The organism is Pseudonocardia sp. DSM 110487, assembly GCF_019468565.1.
GTDB lineage: Bacteria > Actinomycetota > Actinomycetes > Mycobacteriales > Pseudonocardiaceae > Pseudonocardia.
Window position 1 is genome coordinate 2,774,266 of the sequence record NZ_CP080521.1, and the last position, 20,111, is coordinate 2,794,376.

Here is a 20,111-nt window from a genome sequence, read left to right on the forward strand (position 1 = left end):
GTGCAGCGTGACCAGCTCGCCGACTTCCTGCGCCGCCGCCGTGAGGCGATCCGCCCGGCCGAGGTCGGCATCGCCGACGGCCCGCGCCGCCGCACCACCGGTCTGCGTCGGGAGGAGGTGGCGATGCTCGCCGGCATGTCCGTCGACTACGTGGTGCGCCTCGAGCAGGGACGCAGCAGCCAGCCCTCGACCCAGCTGCTCGGCGCGCTGGCCAGGGCCCTGCGCCTGTCCGAGGACGAGCGCGACCACCTGTTCCACCTGGCAGGCCACCGGCCCCCGCCCGCAGACGGGGCGGCCCGTCTGGCTCGCGCCGGCCTGCTGCGGATGCTCGACCTGCTCGGCGACACCCCGGCGCTGGTGGCGTCCGACCTGGGCGAGGTGCTCGCCCAGAACCGGGCGGCCGTGCTGATGGCCGGAGACCACGCCGGCTTCTCCGGCGATCGGCGCTACCCCGTGTACCGGTGGTTCACCGAACCCGCGGCTCGCGCAGGCCGCCCGCCCGAGGAGCACCAGCACCACGCCCGTTCGCTCGTGGCCGACCTGCGCGTAGCCGCGGGCCGCCGGTCCGGCGACGCCGACGTCGCCGGGCTCGTCGAGCGGTTGCGAGCCGCGAGCGCCGACTTCCGCCGGCTCTGGGCCGAGCACGAGGTGGCGGTCCGGCGCGCCGACCGCAAGACCTTCCTGCATCCACGGGTGGGTCCCTTGCTGATGGACTGCGAGACCCTCGTGACTCCCGACCATGGTCAGCAGCTGCTGGTGCTCACTCCGGCGGACGCCGATACCCGCGAGCGGCTGGAGCTGCTGCGGGTGCTCGGCGTCGAGGAGTTCCCTCCGAGCTTCACAGCTTGAGCAGGCGTTCTGCGTTGGTGTGCGCGATCTTCGCCCGGTCGCCCTCGTCGATCGGGGCGGTGCGCAGGAACTCGGTCGCCACGTCCATCTCCTCGAACGGGTAGTCCGTGCCGAACAGCACGTGGTCCGGGCCGAGCGCGGCCAACGCGCACTGCAGCGGCGGAGCGGAGCAGACGCCGCTGGTGGTGATGTAGAGGTTGTGCCGCAGGTACGCCGAGGGGAGGCCGCGATGCAGCTCGATGCCGTGGTGGTTGTGGAAGCCCCACCGCGAGTCCAGCCGCCACAGCACGTAGGGCAGGCCCTCGCCCATGTGCCCGAGCAGCAGCTTGGCCCCGGGGAAGTCGTCGAACACCCCGCCGAAGACCAGCCGCAGTGCGTGGGATGCGGTGTCGGTGCCCCAGCTCCACATCGGGCCGATCAGTTCGGGGTGCCCGGACAGGACGTGCGCGGCGTCGACGCCGTTGGCCGGGTGCAGGTACAGCGGGACGTCGAGGCCCTCGGCGTGCTCCCACACGACGCGCAGCGCTGGATCGTCGAGGTAGCGGCCGTGGGTGTGGGCGTTGACCAGCGCGCCCCGGAGCCCGAGCTGGGTGACCGAGCGCTCCAGCTCCTTGGCCGCGGCCTGCGGGTCCTGCAGGGGTAGCGCGGCGAAGCCGGCGAACCGGCTCGGGTGTGCCTCGATCGTCGCCGCGAGCAGGTCGTTGACGGCCGCGGCGCGCGAGACGGCGACGCCCAAGTCCGGTTCGGCCTGGATGCCCGGCGAGTTCAGGGACAGGACCTGGACGTCGAGACCGGCTGCGTCCATCGCCTCCAGCCGCTCACCCGTGAGGTCGAGCAGCCGTCGCGAGGCCTCGGCCCACCGGCCGGGCTGCGCGACGGTCGCGGTGCCGGCCCCGTACCCCTCCAGTTCTGGCGTGACGAAGTGCTCCTCGAGACCGATCGTCCGCATCCTGATTCCCTTCACCATCGTGCATTGACTTCACGAATGATGAAATCTACCGTCCTCCCCGTCAAGGCTCGTCGGCGAGTGGAGGTGGGCGGTGGGCGCGACGGATCAGGCGGACGTCGTGGTCGTCGGGTACGGCCCGGTCGGGATGGCGATGGCCGCGCTGCTCGGGCGGGCCGGGCACCGGGTGGTCGTCCTCGAGCGGTACTCGGGGCTCTACAACCTCCCGCGTGCGGCGATCTTCGACGACGAGACGATGCGGACCTTCGCCACACTCGGCATCGCCGACGGCCTGCTCCCGAAGCTGCACGTCCAGCGGAACTACGAATGGCGCAACGGTGCGGGCGAGCTGCTCATCGAGCACGACTTCGCCGAGACGGGCCGCTGCGGCTGGGCCGAGTGGTACATGATGTTCCAGCCCGAGTTGGAGGACGCCCTCGACGGCGTCTGCCGGGCGATGCCGCGGGTCGAGGTCCGGCACAACAGCCCGGTCACCGCCGTGTCGCAGGACGCGGACGGGGCGACGCTGACCGTCGACGGCGGCGGGCGGGTGACCGCGCCGTTCGTCGTGGCCTGCGACGGGGGCAACAGCTTCGTGCGCGAGCACCTCGGGGTTGCGGAGCAGGACTTCGGCTTCGCAGAGCCGTGGATGGTGTGCGACTTCCGGTTCCGGCGCCCGGTCGCCGTGCCGACGGCTCGGCAGGTCGGCGACCCGGATGGCCCGACATCGATCATCTCGCTCGGGCCGCGCCACCACCGGTTCAGCTTCATGCTCGACTCGGCGGAGGACTTCGGGGTCCAGTGCGATCCGGACAAGGTGTGGGCGCGGGTGCGCCGCTACCTCGACCCGGAGGACGCCGAGCTGATCCGGGTGGCCACCTACACGTTTCGCTCCCGGGTGGCCGAGCGCTGGCGCGTCGGCCGGGTGTTGCTGGCCGGGGACGCCGCGCACCAGATGCCGCCGTTCCTCGGCCAGGGCATGTGCTCGGGCGTGCGGGACGCGCAGAACATCGCGTTCAAGCTCGACCTCGTCCTGCGGGGACAGGCCCACGAGACCCTGCTCGACACCTACCAGACCGAGCGCGATCCGCACGTGCGTGCCGTGATCGAGAAGGGCATCGAGCTCGGCAGGCTGCAGACGATCCGCGACCCGGAGCGCGCCGCGGCGCGCGACCGGGAGCTGCTGGCCCGCCGCGCCGCGGCGGTGGCGCCGGACAAGATCCGCTTTCCCGGGCTGGGCCCCGGCATGCTCGCCGCCGGCGGCGGGTCGTTGTCGGTTCAGGGCATCGTCGACGACGGGCGGCGTCGCGGCCGGCTCGACCAGGTCGTCGGCACGGGGTTCCAGCTCCTCGTGGCTCCGGCCGCGCTCGACCGCCTCGGGGACCGGCTGGACGCGCTGCGCCGCGCGGGGGTCGCGGTCGCCGCTCCCGGCCGGCAAGCCGGGCCAGCCCCGCTCGTCGCCGACGTCGACGGCAGGTACGCGACCTGGTTCGCCGAGCTCGGGTGCGACGCGGTCGCCGTCCGGCCCGACTTCTACGTCTTCGGAACCGCGAGCGGAACGGGCGTCACCGCGCTGGCCGAGGACCTGCTCGCCGCCACCGGTCCGCTCGCGACCATCACCCGCCGCACGGCCTGACCACGACGCTCCCACCTGGCAACGAAGGCAGGAACAGATGACCAACCAACGGATCATGCTCACCCTCGCGGCGCTGTTCGCCGCGCTCGAGGGTTACGACCTCGCCTGCTACGGCGTGACCGTCCCGTCCCTGCTCGCCGACGGTGGCATCGGCGCCGACAAGGTCTCCGCCGGCACCGTCGGGTCACTCGTGGCCGTCGGCATGCTGGTCGGCGCCGCCACGTCGGCCGCGCTCATCCGGCGGTTGGGCAGCCGCCGGCTGTTGTTCGGCGGCGCCACCGTCTTCTCCGCCGGGATGCTGGTGTGCGCCGTCGCTCCCACCTTCGCGCTGTTCGGCGCCGCGCGCCTGGTCGTGGGCATCGGGCTGGGCATCGTCCTGCCGACAGTCACCGCCTACGTCGCCGACCTGTCCGCCCCGGAGCGGCGCAGCCGCAACATCGGGATCATGATGGCCGGCTACGCCGGAGGCGCCCTGTTCGCCCCGCTGCTGGGCGCGGCGATGCTGCCGGAGAGTTCATGGCGGTGGATCTACGTCATCGGCGCCGTCCCCGCCGCCGTCCTGATCCCCGCCGCGATCCGGCTCCTGCCCGAGAGCCCTGTCACCCCGTCGCAGGCCACGGCCCGCACCGAGGGCGACCTGATGGGATTGCGTCCGCTGCTGGCCCGCGGGGTCCGCGGGGCGACGCTGCTGTTCTGGGTGATCTCCTTCTGCGGGCTGCTGCTCGTCTTCGGGATCAGCACCTGGTTGCCGACGATCATGCAGACGGCCGGGTACTCCCTGGGCTCGTCCCTGTTGCAGACCGCCGCGATGTGGGTGGGAGCCGGGGTCGGCATGGTCGCGGGCGGCCGGGTGGCCGACAAGGTCGGCGTCAAGCCGGTCGTCGTCGTCGCGTTCCTCGCCGGCTCGGCCGGACTGCTGCTGATGAGCGCCCGGCCCGCGCTGGCGGTCCTGTTCCTGCTGATGTTCGTCAGCGGACTCGGATTCATCGGATCCCAGGTGCTGACCAACGCCTTCGTCGTCACCCGCTACTCCGATGCGCTGCGCGGACCGGCGATCGGCTGGGCGCTGTCGGTCGGCAGGCTCGGCGCGATCACCGGGCCGGTGCTGGGCGCCTGGATCCTGTCCTCGGGTCTGGGCGTGCAGTGGAACTTCTACCTGTTCGCGGTCCCGGGTGTGCTCGGCGCGACCCTCGCGGCGCTCGTGCCGATCATCCGGGCGCCCCGCGCCACCCCGGCGGCTGAGCCCGGCTACGTATAGTTCGCCCGTGGTAGCCGGGGACTCCGACGCGAGGCAGGGCATCCAGTCGGTCGAGATCGCGATGACCGTGCTGCAGGCCCTCGAGCAGGGGCTGGGGCCGATGAGCCTCACCCAGATCGCCGCGGCCGCCGGCATGGGCGCGAGCAAGGCCCACCGCTACCTGGTGAGCCTGAGCCGGGTCGGTCTCGTCAGCCAGTCCCGCAGCTCCGGCCTCTACGACCTCGGCCCGTCCATGCGGCGGCTCGGTATGGAGGCTCTGCGCCGCATGGACGAGGTCGGGCTCGCATCGGAGTTCCTGCCGGGTCTGCGGGACCGCACCACCCACGCCGTGAACCTCGCGGTGTGGGGGGAGGGCGGCCCGGTGGTCGTGCGCTGGGACTACGGCGCTCACGCGCTGCCGATCACGGTGCGGGTCGGTGCGACGCTGCCCATGCTGTCCTCGTCGGTCGGTCGGGTGTACCTCACGTACCTTCCCGAGATCCTCACCGGACCCGTCGTCCGCGGCGAGCTCACGTCGGGAGGACACGCGATCCCCGCCGAGGACGAGCTGGACCGGATCCGCGCCGAGGTCCGCAGCACCGGTGCCGCCGTCACCTCGGGCGGGGTCATTCCCGGCGTCACCTCGGTCGCCGCGCCCGTGTTCGCGGCGGGCGAGTCACTTCCACTGGTCGTCGCCATCGCCATGCCTGCCCGGCAGGCGACCGAGACCGTGCTCAGGGACGTGACCGCCGAGCTGATCCACACCACGGCGACGATGTCGGCCGAGCTGGGACACGCAGGCCCCACCAGCCGGGCGAGCGGCGCCTGACGCCGATGTCGATCGTGTCCAGGATCTGAACACGCACCGCTGCCAGATGCCGGGAGGCTCTCCCGCAACCGGTCAGCGAGCACGGAGGACATGTCGATGAAGACGACCGCGGCAGTGCTGTGGGAACGCGGTGGGCCCTGGAGTGTCGAGGAGGTCGACCTCGACCCGCCCAAGGCAGGCGAGGTCCTTGTCGAGTTGGGCGGCAGCGGGCTGTGCCACTCCGACGAGCACGTGCTCACCGGCGACCTGCCATGGCCGCTGCCGATGATCGGCGGGCACGAGGGCGCGGGCACGATCCTCGAGACCGGCGCCGGAGTCGACTGGCTCGAGCCGGGAGACCGCGTGATCTTCGGGTTCCTCCCGTCGTGCGGCCGGTGCGCGGCGTGCTCGACGGGCATGCAGAACCTGTGCGAGCTCGGCGCGCACCTCGGTGCGGGCACCCAGATCAGCGATCACACCGCCCGCCACCACGCCCGTGGGCAGGACCTCGGCCTGATGTGCCTGCTGGGCACCTTCGCCCGGCACACCGTGGTCAGCGAGGCCAACTGCATCAAGATCGACGGGGACGTCGCGCTGGACAAGGCGTGCCTCCTCGGCTGCGGAGTTGTGACGGGCTGGGGTTCGGCGGTCAACGCGGGCGGCGTGAAACCCGGCGACACCACCGTGGTCGTGGGCGTTGGCGGCATCGGCATCAACGCGGTGCAGGGCGCGGCGCTCGCCGGCTCCGAGTTCCTGGTCGCCGTCGACCCGGTCGAGTTCAAGCGGCAGAAGGCGATCGAGTTCGGCGCCACCCACGCCGTCGCCACGAGCGAGGAGGCGACCGAGCTCGTCGCCGGGCTCACCCATGGGCGCGGTGCCAACGTCGTGGTCAACACGATGGGCGTCGGCACCGGCGAGCAGATCGCGAAGAGCCTGGCCATGACCGCAAAGCGCGGCACGGTCGTGGTGACCAACCTGCACGAGGCCACCGAGACGACGGTCTCGATGTCCGCGCTCGACCTCGTCCTGATGGAGAAGCGGGTGGTCGGTTCGCTGTTCGGCACGGCGAACCCGCGTCGTGACATCCCACGGCTGCTCGACCTGTACCGGCACGGCAAGCTCAAGCTCGACGAGCTGGCCACCCGCAGTTACAAGCTGGAGGACGTCAACGCCGGCTACCAGGACATGCGGGACGGGCACAACCTCCGCGGAGTGATCACGTTCTAATATTTCTTCACGCGGCGCGCATCTTAAGTAGAATGTGCGGACCCTGTCCAGGGACGAAGGGGTCCGCCATGGGAGTCGCCGGTCCGCAGCTGAGGCCGGTGATCGCCCTGTCATGGCGCCGGGCCGCGATGAGCGGCCTCGACCCCGGCGCGCCGGTCGGCCACCTCGGCATCGAGGACGTCGACCGGCGCAGCCGGCTCATGACCGCCGCCACCCCGGTGCTCGACGAGATGGCGGAGGACCTGGACGGCACCGGCTTCGCGGTCATGCTCGCCGACCGGCGGGCGCGGCTCGTGGATCTCCGCTTCGGCGATCCGGCACTGCGCCCGCGTGTCGAGCGGGTGGGCGCCGTCCCCGGCTACCGCTTCGTCGAGCAGACGACCGGCACCAACTCGATCGCCACCACGTTCGAGGTGCGCCGCGGTGTCGCCGTCCACGGCGAGGAGCACTTCATCGAGTCGCTCAAGAAGTTCAGCTGCTACGGCCACCCCGTGCTGCACCCGGTGACCCGGCGCCTGGAAGGCGTACTGGACATCACCTGCCTCGCCGAGCACGACAACCCGCTGCTCGCACCGTTCCTCCTCCGCGCGGCGGCGCGGATCGAGGAGCGCCTGCTGTCCGGGGCCCGCGAGGCCGAGCAGCGGATCCTGGCCGCCTTCCAGCACGCCCAGCGGCGCGGCCGCTCGGTTCCCGTGGTCGCGGTGGGTGACGACCTGCTGCTGGCCAACACCGCCGCGACCGAGCTGCTCGACGCCGCCGACCAGGCCATGCTGCGCGGCGCGGCCGTCGACGCGTCGGCGGGCCTGCCGGTATCGCGCCGGCTCACGCTCGGCACCGGACAGGAGGTGCTGGCCTCGATCGAGCGGGTCCCCGGCGGTACAGGTGCGGTGTTCGTCCTCGAGCCCGTCGCCGTCCCGTGGTCAACGACGGTGCCTCGCCGGGGGAGCGCGCCCGTGCTCGTCCACGGCGAGCCCGGGTCGGGCCGCACCACTGCCGTGCACGACATCGCCGGGGGCGAGCCGGTGTCCGTCCTGGACGCGGGGGACGTGCCCGTCGTGGGTGGGCGGGTCTGGCTGGCCACACTGGACGACCTCCTGGCGACGGCGCCGCTGGTCGCGGTCGAAGCCGTGCACCTGCTTCCCGAGGCGCTGGCCCGCCGGGTCGCCGCCGCGCTGCCGAAGGCCACCGGGCGGGTCGTGCTCACCAGCGGTCCCGTCGCCGAGCTCAGCGGCGAGCACGCGGGCCTGGCCGGTCACTGCGCGGAACGCATCGAGCTGCGGCCGCTGCGCCATCGCCGGGACGAGATTCCCGCGCTCGTCCGCTCGATGCTCACCGCGCTCGGCGCGCCACGGGAACTGCGGTTCACGCCGGGCGCGCTCGAGGCGCTGGCCGGGCAGGACTGGCCGGGCAACCTGCGTGAGCTGCTCGCGGTGCTGCGGCAGGTGGCCGAGACGCGTCAGGTCGGCGACGTCGTCGTCGGCGATCTCCCGGAGGCCTACCGCGGCAGCGCGCGGTGCCGCCTGCTCACCCCGATGGAGCGGGCGGGACGCGACGCCATCGTCGAGGCCCTGCGCGCCGCGGGCGGGAACAAGAAGGACGCGGCTCGACGTCTCGGCATCAGCAGGACCACGCTCTACAACGCGATCCGCGCGTTCGGCATCGTGGCGCCCGTGTCCAGAAGTTGAACACCGCCGCGATCCGAGGTTCGCGACGATCTCCTTCGAGCGCGACGTCGAAGGAGCCGCTGTGGACCTGCACTACGAATCGTTGCTGATCGGCGGCCGGTGGGCCGCACCTCGCTCTGCCGGCCGGATCACCGTGGTCTCGGCCAGCACCGAGGCCACGATCGGCTCGGTGCCGGAGGCGAACGAGTCCGATGTGGACGCCGCCGTGGACGCCGCGCGCGGCGCCTTCGAGGATCCGCACGGCTGGGCGCACTGGGCGCCGGCCGACCGCGCCGCGGCGATGGAGCGCCTCGCCGACATCATCGAACGCGACGCCGAGGAGTTCGCCCAGCGCGTCGGCGCGCAGAACGGAATGCCGGTCGCGGTGGCGCGCCAGCTCGAGGGCGCCTTCCCCGCTGTGCTGCTGCGCTACTACGCCGGCATCGCGCGGGAGTCGGCGTTCGAGGAAGCCCGGCCGGGCCTGTTCGGCGGGCAGACGCTCGTGCGGCGCGAACCGATCGGCGTGGTGGGCGCGATCGTGCCGTGGAACTTCCCCCAGACACTGGCCGCGTTCAAGTACGCCCGCGATGGCCGCGGGCGCGACGGTCGTGCTCAAGCCCTCTCCCGAGACCGTGCTGGATGCATTCCTCCTTGCCGAGGCCGTGGTGGAGGCGGGCATCCCCGCCGGCGTGATCAACATCGTCCCGGGTGGCCGCGAGATCGGCGCGTACCTGGTGTCCCACCCGGGCGTCGACAAGATCGCCTTCACCGGGTCGACGGCAGCGGGGCGCTCGATCGCCGAAACCTGCGGCCGTCTGCTCCGGCCGGTCACCCTCGAACTCGGCGGCAAGTCCGCCGCGATCGTGCTCGACGACGCGGAGCTGGAGCTGGAGAAGATCGCCGAGCAGCTGTTCACCGCGACCCTGCTCAACAACGGCCAGACCTGCTTCCTCGGCACGCGGGTACTGGCCCCACGGGCCCGCTACGGCGAGATCGTGGATCTGTTCACCGGGTTCGCCGCGGCGCTCAGGGTCGGTGACGCGCTCGACCCGAACACGCAGATCGGCCCGATGGCGAGCGCGCGGCAGCGGGAGCGGGTCGAGAGCTACATCGCCAAGGGACGAGCCGAAGGCGCGCGGGTCACCACCGGCGGTGGGCGCCCGGACGGCCTCGGTAAGGGCTGGTTCGTCGAACCGACGATCTTCGCCGACGTGGACAACAACCACACGATCGCGCAGGAGGAGATCTTCGGGCCCGTGCTGTCGGTGATCCCGTACGGCGACGAGGACGAGGCCGTCCGCATCGCCAACGACTCCGACTACGGGCTGGGCGGCACCGTGTGGACGAGCGACCCGGAGCGCGGCGTGGCCGTGGCCAAGCGGGTGCAGACCGGCACGATCGGCGTCAACACGTACCTGCCCGATCCGACCGCGCCCTTCGGCGGAGTCAAGGCCAGCGGAATCGGGCGCGAGCTCGGGCCGGAGGCGCTCGCGAACTACCAGCAGCTCAAGTCCGTGTACCTCGGCACGGCCTAGTCCTACAGCCGGATTTTGTGATCATGGGTGTTCGGCGCTGCTGCCGGGTCCCGTTCGGCGGTGGCCGCGCCCATGATCCGCAGTATCGGTTGCTCATGGCTGTGGCGACAACCGTGTGCAACCGATACTTGTGATCTTCGCGTCCATGATCTGGAGTTTCGGGTGCTCATGGTCGTAGCGGCGGCCGTGGGCACCCGATAGTTCGGATCTTGCCCGCCGCCGGCCCGGGCGCCTGGCGGCCCGGGGTGCGATCGTGTCGGTCCATCGGGTCGGTCTGGTCGGTTACCTGCCGGTGGGCGCGCCGTTCCCGGCCCGGGTCGCCCGGCGCCCGCCCCGTGGTCCGGGCTTCGCGTGTGTGTCCGCCGGCTGCATCGACCCGGTCGCTTTGCCGGGGTGGCTGGGTTGGGTGCACTACCGATTAGTGGGGTTGCGTGGGCGGCCGTCCCCGACGCGGGCACAGGCCCGTTGCGACGAGACCGTCCTGCCGGGTGCCACGCGACTGGCTGTGGTCCCGACCCTCCACCCCCAGTGGCTCTCCTGGATGATCACGGCCAGACCACCCCAGGGACAGGGCCCACGCACAGGTCCAGCAGGAACGGGACATCAACCGCAGGGTGCCTTCCCGGTCAGAACACACCGGCTGCCGGGGTGCAGCTCAGGTATCGATTCCGCTGATCACCCCCCAGATTCCAGGCGTGGCCAGGGGGCGCCGACGGGACCACAGCCAGTCGCGTGGCACCCAAACCGCGGTGGTCTCGTCGAGGACGGGCGTGCCTCCGCGTCGGGGACGGCCGCCCGAGCAACCACATGATTCGGTAGTGCACCCAACCCAGCCATCCCCGGAAGGCGAAGGGTTGAGGTGAACCGGATCGCTACGACGGCAGCCCCCGCGGCTGGTGGGGAGGCCCGGGGGCTACCCGGTGCCGGGAACGGCGCGCCCACGAAAGCGTCCGGCACCCGGCCGTATCCCCGGGGGGCGCGGAACGCACCGCGACCCAGACGGTGATCAGCGGCTCGGCGCGAAACCCGACGCCCCGCGTCGGGAAAGGCGCCGACCTGATGATCACAGACTCGCCGAGCCACCCAGCCCGGGCTCTGTGGAGCCCGGCGCGCTCGTTCTCGGCCGGCGCACCCCGTCGACGGGGTGTCTGACCTGCGACGGGCTGCGTCGGCCGACACGGGTTGCGCCGGCGGCTCCGCCGTGCCGAGCGGCGGCCCGAGCCCTGCGATCAGAGGAATGATCACGAAGTCCGGCTGCTAGGTGGCTGGTGTCTTTCGCGTGGTGGTCCGGCCTCCGGTGGCCCTGATCACCAGAAGTGGTGCCAGGGCGACAGATCTGACGCTTTGGCACCACTCCTGCCGATCATGCGAACCTTGATCACCCCGAGTGGTCCCGGGACGACAGATGTGTCGTCCCGCCACCACTTCCGACGTCACGAGCCTCTGGCGGACGCGGGGGCCGACACCGGCCGCCGCGGAGGCTGCCCACGCACTGAACCGGGTGCGGGACGGCCCGGGGAGATCCGTGAGACCGCCTCCTGGCGGCGCCGCGCGCACCACCGGCAGGCCCCGCACCATGCGCGGCGCCGTCAGAAGGCCGGTTCATGTCCAGGACACCAACCACCGAAAGACACCAGCCACCTAGCGTCCCCCCGGCGGCAACCGTCAGCCGCCCTCGGCGATCTGGACGGTGCGCGCGACGGCTTCGGTGGTCGCCCCCAGTGACTCGGATACCTCCCACGCCACCGCCCGTACGCGCTCGCCGAGCTCGGCGGCTCGCCGCTCGTCCATCCGCACCTCGGGCACGGAGGTGCCGAGCGCCCCGACCACGTTGCCGGTGTGGTCGAAGAGCGGGGCCGCGACGGCCCAGATGCCGGGATAGCGCTCGGCGTGCGACTCCGCCCAGCCGCGGGAGCGGATCGTGGCGAGCTGGGCGCGCAGCTCGCCGGGGTCGGTGACCGTCCGGGGCGTGGCGGCCGGGATCGGCCGGGAGAGCCAGCGCTCCTGCCGGTCGGGGGGCAGCATCGAGAGGATCGCCTTGCCCGGGGCGCCGTGCGGCAGGGCCAGCGGCACGCCGATGTCGGTGTAGGTGCGCCGCAGCGACTGGTGGCTCTCCACCTGGTCGATGACGGCACGTTCGTCCGTGGGTAGCAGCTCGTGCACGGCGACGGTCTCGTCGATCTCGTCCCGCAGCGCACGAAGGAACGGGAGCGCCGCGTCGCGCAGCGTGGTGGGCACGGCTCCGCTGCGCGCGAGCTGCACGAGCAGCGGCCCGAGGCCGTAGCGGCGGCCCGGGGTCTGGCGCACCAGGCTGTTGCTCTGCATCGCGGCGAGCAGCCGGTGGGTGGTGCTCGTCGACAGGCCCGTCATGCGGGCGATCTCGCTGATACCCAGCTCGGGGCGGCGCGCGTCGAAGCAGCGCAGGATCGCGACCGCCCGGTCGATCGACTGGACGCCTGCCCGCGTGGGGGCGTCCGCTGCCTCCGTGCTCACCGCTCCTCCGCTGCCCGAGCCTTGACCACGTCCAGGACGGATCGTAGGGTTTCCATAACACGGGATGATATCCCGTGATACGGGAAAGGCGGTAAGGTGCTCCCGCTCGACGGATTCCGCGTCCTCGACCTGACCCGGTTCCTCTCCGGGCCGTACTGCACGATGGTGCTGGCCGAGCTGGGCGCCGACGTGATCAAGGTCGAGCAGCCGGTCACGGGTGACGACTCCCGCAGGCTCGCGCCGAAGGTGGAAGGCGAGAGCTACCCCTTCGCGATGCCCAACCGGAGCAAGCGCAGCATCTCGCTCGACCTCAAGACCGACCGAGGGCGCGAGCTCTTCCTCCGCCTTGCCGCGGGCGCCGACCTGGTGATCGAGAACTTCCGCCCCGGCGTGGTGCGCCGCCTCGGCATCGACTACGCGGCCGTGAAGGCGGTCCGGCCCGACGTCATCTACTGCTCCATCAGCGGCTTCGGCCAGACCGGGCCGTACCGCGACCGCCCGGGCTTCGACATCATGGCCCAGGGCGCCGTCGGCCTCATGCGCATGACCGGGGAACCGGGAGGCAGGCCGGTCAAGGTCGGCATCGCGATCAACGACATCGCGGCCGGAGCCACCGCGATCTACTCCGTGCTCGCGGCGCACCTCCAGCGGTCCCACACCGGCGAGGGGCAGTACCTGGACATCTCGCTGGTCGACGCGGGCCTCGCATGGACGGTGTGGGAGTCGGGCGCGTGGTTCGGCGGGGGCGAGGAGCCCGCGGCCACGGGCACCCGGCACCGGCGGTCCACGCCGTACCAGGCGTACCGCACCGCCGACGGCTACGTCACGATGGGCGCCAACAACGACCGGCTCTGGCAGCGCCTGGTCACGGGCGTGCTCGACCGGCCCGAGTGGCTCACCGACCCCCGGTTCACCACGCTTCCCGACCGGATGGCGCACATCGACGAGCTCGAGGTCGAGATCGAGCGGATCACCACCGAGCTCAGCACCGATGAGTGGATCAAGCGCCTCGACCGGGCAGGCGTGCCGGGTGGCCCGGTGCTCACCTACGCCGAGGCGCTCGACGATCCGCACGTCATCGAGCGGGGGATGATCGTCGAGCAGGAGCACCCGATCATCGGGCCGATGCGCACGATCGCGCCGCCCACCAAGTTCTCCGGCCTCGACTTCCGGGTGCGCGGCCCCGCGCCGTGGCTCGGCCAGCACACCGCGCAGGTGCTGCGCGACAGCGGGATCGGCGACGCCGAGGTGGCCGAGCTGTTCGCGAGCGGCGTGGCCTACGACGCCCACCCGGAAAGGCAAGCATCCTGATCATGTCCGACCAGATCCTCATCGAACGCGCCGGGCCGGACGGCGTCGCCACCGTGGTGCTCAACCGGCCCCAGAGCCACAACGCGATCACCATCGACATGTACCGGGAGCTCCCCGGCCTGCTCGCCGGGCTCGACGCCGACCCGGACGTGAAGGTCGTCGTGCTGCGCGGCGCCGGGCAGAAGGCCTTCGCCTCGGGCGCGGACATCGCGGAGTTCGAACGCGAGCGCGGCGACGCCGAACGCGCCCGCCGCTACAACGAGCACGTCGCGGCGGCCGAGCGCGCGCTGGACGGCATGGTGAAGCCGACGATCGCGATGGTCCACGGCTACTGCATCGGCGGCGGGGCAGGGCTCGCCCTCGCTTGCGATCTGAGGTTCGCCGACGACCGCGCCCGCTTCGCGATCACCCCCTCCAAGCTCGGCCTCGTCTACAGCCTCGAGTCGACGCGGCGCCTCGTCGACCTCGCCGGGCCGTCGCGCGCCACCTGGATCCTCGTCTCGGGCCAGCAGATCCCGGCCGATCGTGCGTTGCAGCTCGGCCTGTTCGACGAGGTCGTGCCCACCGACGACCTCGCCACCACCACCTACGCGTTCGCCGAGGTCGTCACGACGCGGGCGCAGTACAGCGTGCGGAAGGGCAAGGAGATGGTCCGCCGGGTCGTGGCGGGCCAGCTCGCCGACGACGCGGAGACCACGGCGATCCGCAACGGTTCGTTCGACACCGCCGACTACGCCGAGGGCGTGCGCGCGTTCCTGGAGAAGCGCCCGCCGCGGTTCACGTGGACGTGAGCACCGACATGACGGCCGATCCCGCCGTGGCACGGGCCGCGGAGGCGGCGGCCGAGGCCCGTCCCGAGTTCGGCGCCTTCTTCCTGGCTCGCTTCCTCGACCTCGGCATCTCCTACGACGACGAGGCCCGGACCTGCACCGTCGTGCTGCCCTACGCCGCCCACCTGTGCAACCCGCAGGGCTCGATGCACGGCGGCGTGATCGCCACGGCGATGGACGTGTCCATGGGGCACCTGTGCCACCACTTCCTCTCGACCGCCGTGACGATCGAGATGAACCTGCGGTTCTTCCGGCCGCTCACCGGCCCAGGCCGCTGCACCGCCGCGATCCTCAACGCCGGTCGCAGGCTCGTGCACATGGAGTCCCGCCTCACCGACGACGAGGACCGGCTCGTGGCGTTCGCTGCCGGTTCGTGGCACCGGCTCGACCCGAATCCCAGCACGTAGACCCCGCACTCCGGCACCGGCGCCGGGAAGGGAGATCGTCATGTTCAGGACTTTCCTCCGAAGGGTGCTCGCCGCGGCCGCTGTGCTGGCGATGGCCGCCTGCTCCGGCGTGGGGACGCGCGAGTCCCCGGAGCAGTACCCGTCGCAGGACCTGGACTGGACGATCGCCTTCGGACCGGGCGGCGGGAACGACATCATGGCCCGCACGATCGTCGACATCCTGCAGAAGCATCGGCTCTACCCGCACGACATCGTCGTCGAGAACCGGGAGGGCGGCAGCGGCGCCACCGGGTGGGGGCAGGTCTTCAGCGACGCGGGCAGCGGGTACTCGATCTCGACGACGTCCGGCTCGTTCATCACCACCCCGCTGCAGGCCGACACCGGGTGGCACCCGCAGGACTTCACGCCGGTCGGGCTCTTCGCCACCGACGACTCGCTGTTCCTGGTGCCCGGCACGAGCCCGATCGCCGACTGGGCGAGCTGGGTGGAGCACGCCCGCGGGAAGGGCACCGTGGTCGTCGGTGGGATCGGCACCGTCAACGTCGACTTCATCGTCCAGGCGATGCTCGCCGACCAGGCCGGCTACCAGATCGAGTACGTGCCGTTCAACGACGAGGGCCAGATGCAGACGGCCATGCTGTCCGGGAGCCTCGAGGCGATCATCTCCAACCCGGGCACGGTGCTCGGCCAGGTAGAGGCCGGCCAGCTGCGGGCGCTGCTCACCACCGCGGCCGAGCCGCTGCCGGAGATCCCGGACGTGCCCACCGACGAGTCGCTCGGCTTCACCGGCCTCCCGTCGATGCCCCGCGGGCTGATCCTCCCGCCCGGCGCCCCCGACTACGCGCAGCAGTGGTGGATCCGCACGATGCAGCAGGTGGTCGAGACGCCCGAGTGGAAGTCCTACGTCGAGAGCAACCACCTGTCCCAGGACCTGCGCTGGGGCCCGGACTTCACCGCGTTCCTCGAGCAGACGCAGGCGGACTTCAAGCGCATCCTCACCGAGCGGGGCGCGCTGTGACCGCCGTGCAGCCCGAGGTCGTTCCGGTGGCGGTCACACGGCGGTTCCACGTCAGCGCACGGGCGGTGTTCTTCGGGATCCTGCTCGTGGTCCTCGCCGTCTACTTCCAGCTCGCACTCGGCATGGAGTGGCGCACCGCCGCGGGACGGATCGGGCCCGGGTTCTTCCCGCGCATCATCGGCGGGATCGGGATCGTGCTCACGATCGTGGCGCTGGTGGGCAGCGTGCGGCGCGCGGATCCCGCCGCCGACGCCGACCGGGAGACCGACGCCGGTGCCGCGGACCTCGGCCGGCACCCGGGCACCATGGCGATCGTCGTGGCGGCAAGTGCGGCGCTCGCGGCCGCCTTCACGCTGCTCGGGGCTGCCGTCGCGGGCGCGTTGTTCCTGCTCGGCTGTCTGTGGCTGCTCAACCGCGAGCACCCGGTGTTGAACGCCGTGCTCGCCGTCGGCACGGCCACCGGGCTGTACCTGCTGTTCCAGACCCTGCTGGACGCGGGCCTGCCGGCCGGCGTGCTGCCGTTCTAGAGGAGCCGGGGGACGACACCGTGGACGTCTTCACCGACCTGGGCCAGGGGATACTGGCGCTGCTCACCGTGCAGAACGTGTTGCTGCTCGCGGCCGGTGTGATGATCGGGATGGTCGTCGGCGTCATCCCGGGCCTCGGCCCGTCGGCCGGCCTCGCGATCCTGCTGCCGCTCACGTTCGGCCTCGACCCGACCGGCGCGATCATCATGCTGGCCGCGGTCTACTACGGCGCGATGTACGGCGGCACGATCACCTCGGTGTTGATCAACACGCCAGGCGAGTCGGCCACCGTCGCCAGCACGTTCGACGGCTACCCGCTCGCGCGGCAGGGGCGGGCGGGTCCCGCGCTGATGATCGCCGCGGTCGCCTCGTTCGTCGCCGGCACGGTCGGGGCCGTCCTGATCAGCATCGCGGCGCCGCTCATGGCGTCGGTGGCGAGCAGCTTCGGCCCGCCGGAGCTGTTCCTCGTCGTGATCGCCGGGCTGCTCACGCTGATCGTGATCATCGGCAGGAACTGGTTGCTCGGCGCGCTGTCGGCGCTCATCGGGTTCGCGCTCGCCACCGTCGGCGTCGACATCGGTGGCGGTGCGCAGCGCTACACGTTCGGCTCGACGGAGCTGATCAACGGGATCGACTTCATACCGGTCGCGATCGGCCTGTTCGGCATCGGCGAGATCCTGCACACCCTCTGGCGGGGCGGGCATCTGGAGCGCATCGGCTACTTCACCGTCGGGTCGCGCGGGCGCGCCTTCTGGCCCGATCGGGAGGATGTGCGCGAGTCGCGCGGCCCGATCCTGCGTGGCTCCTTCCTCGGCTTCCTCGTGGGCACGGCACCGGGGGCGGGCGCCACGGTCGCGTCGCTGATGTCGTACAGCCTGGAGAAGTCGATCTCGCGGCGCCCGGAGCGGTTCGGCAAGGGCGCGATGGCAGGGCTCGCCGGGCCGGAGGCGGCCAACAACGCCGCCTCCGCCGGGGCGATGGTGCCGTTGCTGACGCTGGGCATCCCGGGGTCGGCGGCCACCGCTGTGCTGATCGGCGGGTTCCTGATGTGGGGGTTGCAGCCGGGGCCGCTGCTCATGGAGCAGAACCCCGAGTTCGCGTGGGGCCTCATCGCGAGCATGTACCTGGGCAACGTGATGTTGCTGCTGGTCAACGTGTTCTGCATCCCGGCGTTCGCGAGCATCGCCCGCGTCCCGTTCCGGGTGCTGGCGCCGGTGATCATCCTGCTCTGCATCACTGGGACCTACTCGGTGAACGGGAGCATCGTCGAGGTCGGGATCATGCTCGCCTGCGGCGTGCTGGGGTTCTTCATGCGCCGCTACGGCATGTCGCCCGCGGCGCTGGTGATCGCACTGGTGCTCGGCCCGCTCGCCGAGGAGACGCTGCGCCAGACGATGATCATCTCGGGCGGCGATTTCACGATCTTCCTGGAGCACACGGCGTCGCGGGTGCTGCTCATCGCGATCGTGCTGCTCGTACTGCTGCCGACGGTGGTGCCGCGCATCCGCCGGATGATCGCGGCCCGGCTGGCCGCCGTGGGGCGGCGACGGGCCGCAGCCGCCGAACCCGCCGACTCGCCCGCGCCCCGTCCGTGAGACAACTGGAGCATGAGCATGCGCCTGGCCAGCATCCGTGTCGACGGGACCGAGGTGCCCGCCGTCGTCGACCCCGCCCGCGGCGTCGCCCGCGTGCCCGAGCTGCTCCCCGGGTTCGACGGGGACATCAGGGCGGTCCTCGTCGAGGAACGCGTGGCGGAGCTGGCGAAGGCGGTGGAGTCCGCGGCCGAGGCGCTGTTCGTACCGGAGTCGTCGGTGGAGTTCGGCGCGCCGTACCGGCACCCGCGGCTGATCTGGGGCATCGGGCTGAACTACGTCGACCACGCCGCCGACCTCTCCGAGCAGGTCCCCGATGAGCCCGCGTCGTTCATCAAGGCCGACCACACCGTGATCGGACCGGGCGAGGAGATCCCGATCCCGCCGCAGAGCAACCGCACCACCGCGGAGGCCGAGCTGGGCCTCGTGATCGGGCGCTACTGCCGCAACGTGACCGAGGAGGACGCGCTCGACCACGTCTTCGGCGTCACGACCGTGCTCGACCAGACCGCCGAGGACATCCTGGAGCGCAACCCGCGGTTCCTCACCCGCTCCAAGAACTTCCCGGGCTTCTTCTCGTTCGGGCCGCAGATCGTGCCGCTCGCCGAGGTGGGCGACCTGGCGCCCGTGGAGGTGAGCACCGTCCTGGACGGCGCGGTGCACCGCAGCAACACCGTCTCGCGCATGCGCTACTCACCGCAGTTCCTGGTGAGCTTCCACAGCGCGGTGATGCCGCTGTACCCCGGCGACATCATCTCCACGGGAACGCCGGGCGCGGTGCACATCCGCCCCGGCACGGTGGCCGAGTGCCGCATCCCCGGCGTCGGGGTCCTGACGAACCCGGTCGTCCAGGGGTAGCAACCGGCGTGTGACGCACACCACCGCCCCATCTGCGGCGGTGGTGACGGATTCTGCTCCGGCGGCTGGTCTTGATAGGTACCGACCAGCCTGCTCCAGGAGTCCTCGATGCCGTCGAATTCCGAGTTCGCCGCCCAGACCGAGCAGTTCCGGCCGGAGCTGCTGGCTCACTGCTACCGGATGCTCGGCTCGATCCACGACGCCGAGGACCTGGTCCAGGAGACCTACCTGCGCGCGTGGCGCGCCTTCGGTGGCTTCGAGGGCCGCTCATCGGTGCGGCGCTGGCTGTACAAGATCGCCACCATGGCGTGCCTCACGGCGCTGCAGACGCGTTCGCGCCGGCCGCTTCCCTCAGGCCTCGGGGCGCCCGCCGACGACCACCGGGTGGCGGTGGCACCCGGTGAGACGTCGGTGGCATGGCTCCAGCCGGCCCCGGACGCGCTGTTCGGCTCGGACGACCCGGCGGTCGTCGTGGCGAGCCGGACCGGGGTGCGGCTCGCGTTCATCGCCGCGCTCCAGTTCCTGCCCGCCCGGCAGCGGGCCGTGCTGACGCTGCGCGACGTGCTGGCGTTCCGGACCGCCGAGGTCGCGGAGATGCTGGACACGACGACCGCGGCCGTCGACAGCACGCTGCGCCGGGCCCGTGCGCAGCTGGCGGCGGCAGGCCCGATAGAGGACGACATGGTCGAGCCGCGCGAGGACGTCCGGCGGGCCCTGCTCGACGGCTACGTCGAGGCGTTCACCCGCGCCGACCCCGGCGCGCTGGTCGACCTGCTCCGGGCCGACGTCGAGCTGGAGATGCCGCCCATCCCCACCTGGTTCACCGGCCGGCCGGCCGTCGTCGGGTTCCTGGCGAGCCGCGTGCTGCGCCGCGATGGCCAGTGGCGGATGGTCCGCACGAGCGCCAACGGCCAGCTCGCGGCCGTCGCGTACGAGCACACGGCCGACGGCCGGTACGAGGCGCACGGCGTCGAGGTCCTGACGCTGATCGGGGACCGGATCGCCCGCATCACCGCGTTCAACGACCCGAGCCTGGTGCCGACGTTCGGTCTCGCGCAGGCGCTCGCGACCTGACGCACCGCTTCCACCGCGTTCCGGCCCACTGGCGGCCGGAGCGCCATCGAGACACGGCCGCCGTCGATCCGTCGGCGCCCAACGAATTCATGACGTGAC

Annotated in this window: 16 protein-coding genes and 1 pseudogene; 15 read left to right on the forward strand and 2 right to left on the reverse strand. The window is 71.9% G+C overall.

The features are described 5' to 3' along the window. Nucleotides 1-849 (forward strand): helix-turn-helix transcriptional regulator, encoded by an 849-nt coding sequence (locus K1T35_RS12715; RefSeq protein WP_220260367.1) that lies wholly within the window; start codon nt 1-3, stop codon nt 847-849. Here the strand turns inward: K1T35_RS12715 and K1T35_RS12720 are convergent. Further along, a complete protein-coding gene (locus tag K1T35_RS12720; RefSeq protein WP_220260368.1) occupies nt 839-1,798 on the reverse strand; it encodes an amidohydrolase family protein in 960 nt (319 codons plus the stop codon). The genes K1T35_RS12715 and K1T35_RS12720 overlap by 11 nt on opposite strands. A 91-nt stretch (nt 1,799-1,889) precedes the next feature. Here K1T35_RS12720 and K1T35_RS12725 point away from each other — a divergent pair, with 91 nt between their 5' ends. The 6 genes and pseudogenes from K1T35_RS12725 to K1T35_RS12750 all read left to right on the forward strand — a co-directional run bounded on the left by K1T35_RS12725 (nt 1,890) and on the right by K1T35_RS12750 (nt 9,902). Further along, nucleotides 1,890-3,431 (forward strand): bifunctional 3-(3-hydroxy-phenyl)propionate/3-hydroxycinnamic acid hydroxylase, encoded by a 1,542-nt coding sequence (locus K1T35_RS12725; RefSeq protein ID WP_220260369.1) that lies wholly within the window; start codon nt 1,890-1,892, stop codon nt 3,429-3,431. Between the two features lie 37 nt (nt 3,432-3,468). Continuing rightward, a complete protein-coding gene (locus K1T35_RS12730; RefSeq protein WP_220260370.1) occupies nt 3,469-4,689 on the forward strand; it encodes an MFS transporter in 1,221 nt (406 codons plus the stop codon). A 7-nt stretch (nt 4,690-4,696) separates the two neighbouring features. Beyond that, nucleotides 4,697-5,497 carry an IclR family transcriptional regulator gene (locus K1T35_RS12735; protein ID WP_220260371.1) on the forward strand — a complete coding sequence of 267 codons (801 nt, stop codon included), beginning with the start codon at nt 4,697-4,699 and terminating at the stop codon, nt 5,495-5,497. Between the two features lie 96 nt (nt 5,498-5,593). After that, complete coding sequence (locus K1T35_RS12740; RefSeq protein ID WP_220260372.1) at nt 5,594-6,703, forward strand: NDMA-dependent alcohol dehydrogenase; 1,110 nt, start codon at nt 5,594-5,596, stop codon at nt 6,701-6,703. A 68-nt stretch (nt 6,704-6,771) separates the two neighbouring features. Continuing rightward, nucleotides 6,772-8,388 carry a sigma-54-dependent Fis family transcriptional regulator gene (locus tag K1T35_RS12745; protein ID WP_220260373.1) on the forward strand — a complete coding sequence of 539 codons (1,617 nt, stop codon included), beginning with the start codon at nt 6,772-6,774 and terminating at the stop codon, nt 8,386-8,388. Nucleotides 8,389-8,521: 133 nt separating this feature from the next. Next, nucleotides 8,522-9,902 (forward strand): annotated as a pseudogene (locus tag K1T35_RS12750) (aldehyde dehydrogenase). 1,665 nt (nt 9,903-11,567) lie between these two features. Here the strand turns inward: K1T35_RS12750 and K1T35_RS12755 are convergent. Further along, nucleotides 11,568-12,395: an IclR family transcriptional regulator gene (locus tag K1T35_RS12755; RefSeq protein WP_220260374.1), complete on the reverse strand. Its 828-nt coding sequence runs from the start codon at nt 12,393-12,395 to the stop codon at nt 11,568-11,570. 96 nt (nt 12,396-12,491) lie between these two features. Between K1T35_RS12755 and K1T35_RS12760 the strand changes: the two genes are divergently transcribed. The 8 genes from K1T35_RS12760 (at nt 12,492) to K1T35_RS12795 (ending at nt 20,012) form a co-directional block, all read left to right on the forward strand. Continuing rightward, nucleotides 12,492-13,706 (forward strand): CaiB/BaiF CoA-transferase family protein, encoded by a 1,215-nt coding sequence (locus tag K1T35_RS12760; RefSeq protein WP_220260375.1) that lies wholly within the window; start codon nt 12,492-12,494, stop codon nt 13,704-13,706. A gap of 2 nt (nt 13,707-13,708) precedes the next feature. Beyond that, nucleotides 13,709-14,497: an enoyl-CoA hydratase-related protein gene (locus K1T35_RS12765; RefSeq protein WP_220260376.1), complete on the forward strand. Its 789-nt coding sequence runs from the start codon at nt 13,709-13,711 to the stop codon at nt 14,495-14,497. Continuing rightward, nucleotides 14,494-14,943 (forward strand): PaaI family thioesterase, encoded by a 450-nt coding sequence (locus K1T35_RS12770; protein ID WP_220260377.1) that lies wholly within the window; start codon nt 14,494-14,496, stop codon nt 14,941-14,943. The genes K1T35_RS12765 and K1T35_RS12770 overlap by 4 nt, the downstream gene beginning before the upstream one ends. Nucleotides 14,944-14,983: 40 nt before the next feature. Further along, nucleotides 14,984-15,961: a tripartite tricarboxylate transporter substrate binding protein gene (locus K1T35_RS12775; protein ID WP_220260378.1), complete on the forward strand. Its 978-nt coding sequence runs from the start codon at nt 14,984-14,986 to the stop codon at nt 15,959-15,961. 26 nt (nt 15,962-15,987) lie between these two features. Continuing rightward, on the forward strand, nt 15,988-16,488 hold the full coding sequence (locus K1T35_RS12780; protein ID WP_220260379.1) for a tripartite tricarboxylate transporter TctB family protein: 501 nt from the start codon (nt 15,988-15,990) through the stop codon (nt 16,486-16,488). A gap of 20 nt (nt 16,489-16,508) precedes the next feature. Then, nucleotides 16,509-18,083: a tripartite tricarboxylate transporter permease gene (locus K1T35_RS12785; RefSeq protein WP_220260380.1), complete on the forward strand. Its 1,575-nt coding sequence runs from the start codon at nt 16,509-16,511 to the stop codon at nt 18,081-18,083. Between the two features lie 12 nt (nt 18,084-18,095). Next, complete coding sequence (locus K1T35_RS12790) at nt 18,096-18,938, forward strand: fumarylacetoacetate hydrolase family protein (RefSeq protein WP_220260381.1); 843 nt, start codon at nt 18,096-18,098, stop codon at nt 18,936-18,938. A gap of 108 nt (nt 18,939-19,046) precedes the next feature. Then, nucleotides 19,047-20,012, forward strand: coding sequence for an RNA polymerase subunit sigma-70 (locus K1T35_RS12795; protein WP_220260382.1), 966 nt, complete (start codon nt 19,047-19,049; stop codon nt 20,010-20,012). Nucleotides 20,013-20,111 lie beyond the last annotated feature (99 nt).

Bases quoted from the DNA above. Each gene is read 5' to 3' on its own strand.
- K1T35_RS12730 (WP_220260370.1), top strand. From the start codon at position 3,469: ATGACCAACCAACGGATCATGCTCACCCTCGCGGCGCTGTTCGCCGCG.
- K1T35_RS12790 (WP_220260381.1), top strand. From the start codon at position 18,096: ATGAGCATGCGCCTGGCCAGCATCCGTGTCGACGGGACCGAGGTGCCC.
- K1T35_RS12775 (WP_220260378.1), top strand. From the start codon at position 14,984: ATGTTCAGGACTTTCCTCCGAAGGGTGCTCGCCGCGGCCGCTGTGCTG.
- K1T35_RS12740 (WP_220260372.1), top strand. From the start codon at position 5,594: ATGAAGACGACCGCGGCAGTGCTGTGGGAACGCGGTGGGCCCTGGAGT.
- K1T35_RS12745 (WP_220260373.1), top strand. From the start codon at position 6,772: ATGGGAGTCGCCGGTCCGCAGCTGAGGCCGGTGATCGCCCTGTCATGG.
- K1T35_RS12795 (WP_220260382.1), top strand. From the start codon at position 19,047: ATGCCGTCGAATTCCGAGTTCGCCGCCCAGACCGAGCAGTTCCGGCCG.
- K1T35_RS12765 (WP_220260376.1), top strand. From the start codon at position 13,709: ATGTCCGACCAGATCCTCATCGAACGCGCCGGGCCGGACGGCGTCGCC.
- K1T35_RS12720 (WP_220260368.1), bottom strand. From the start codon at position 1,798: ATGCGGACGATCGGTCTCGAGGAGCACTTCGTCACGCCAGAACTGGAG.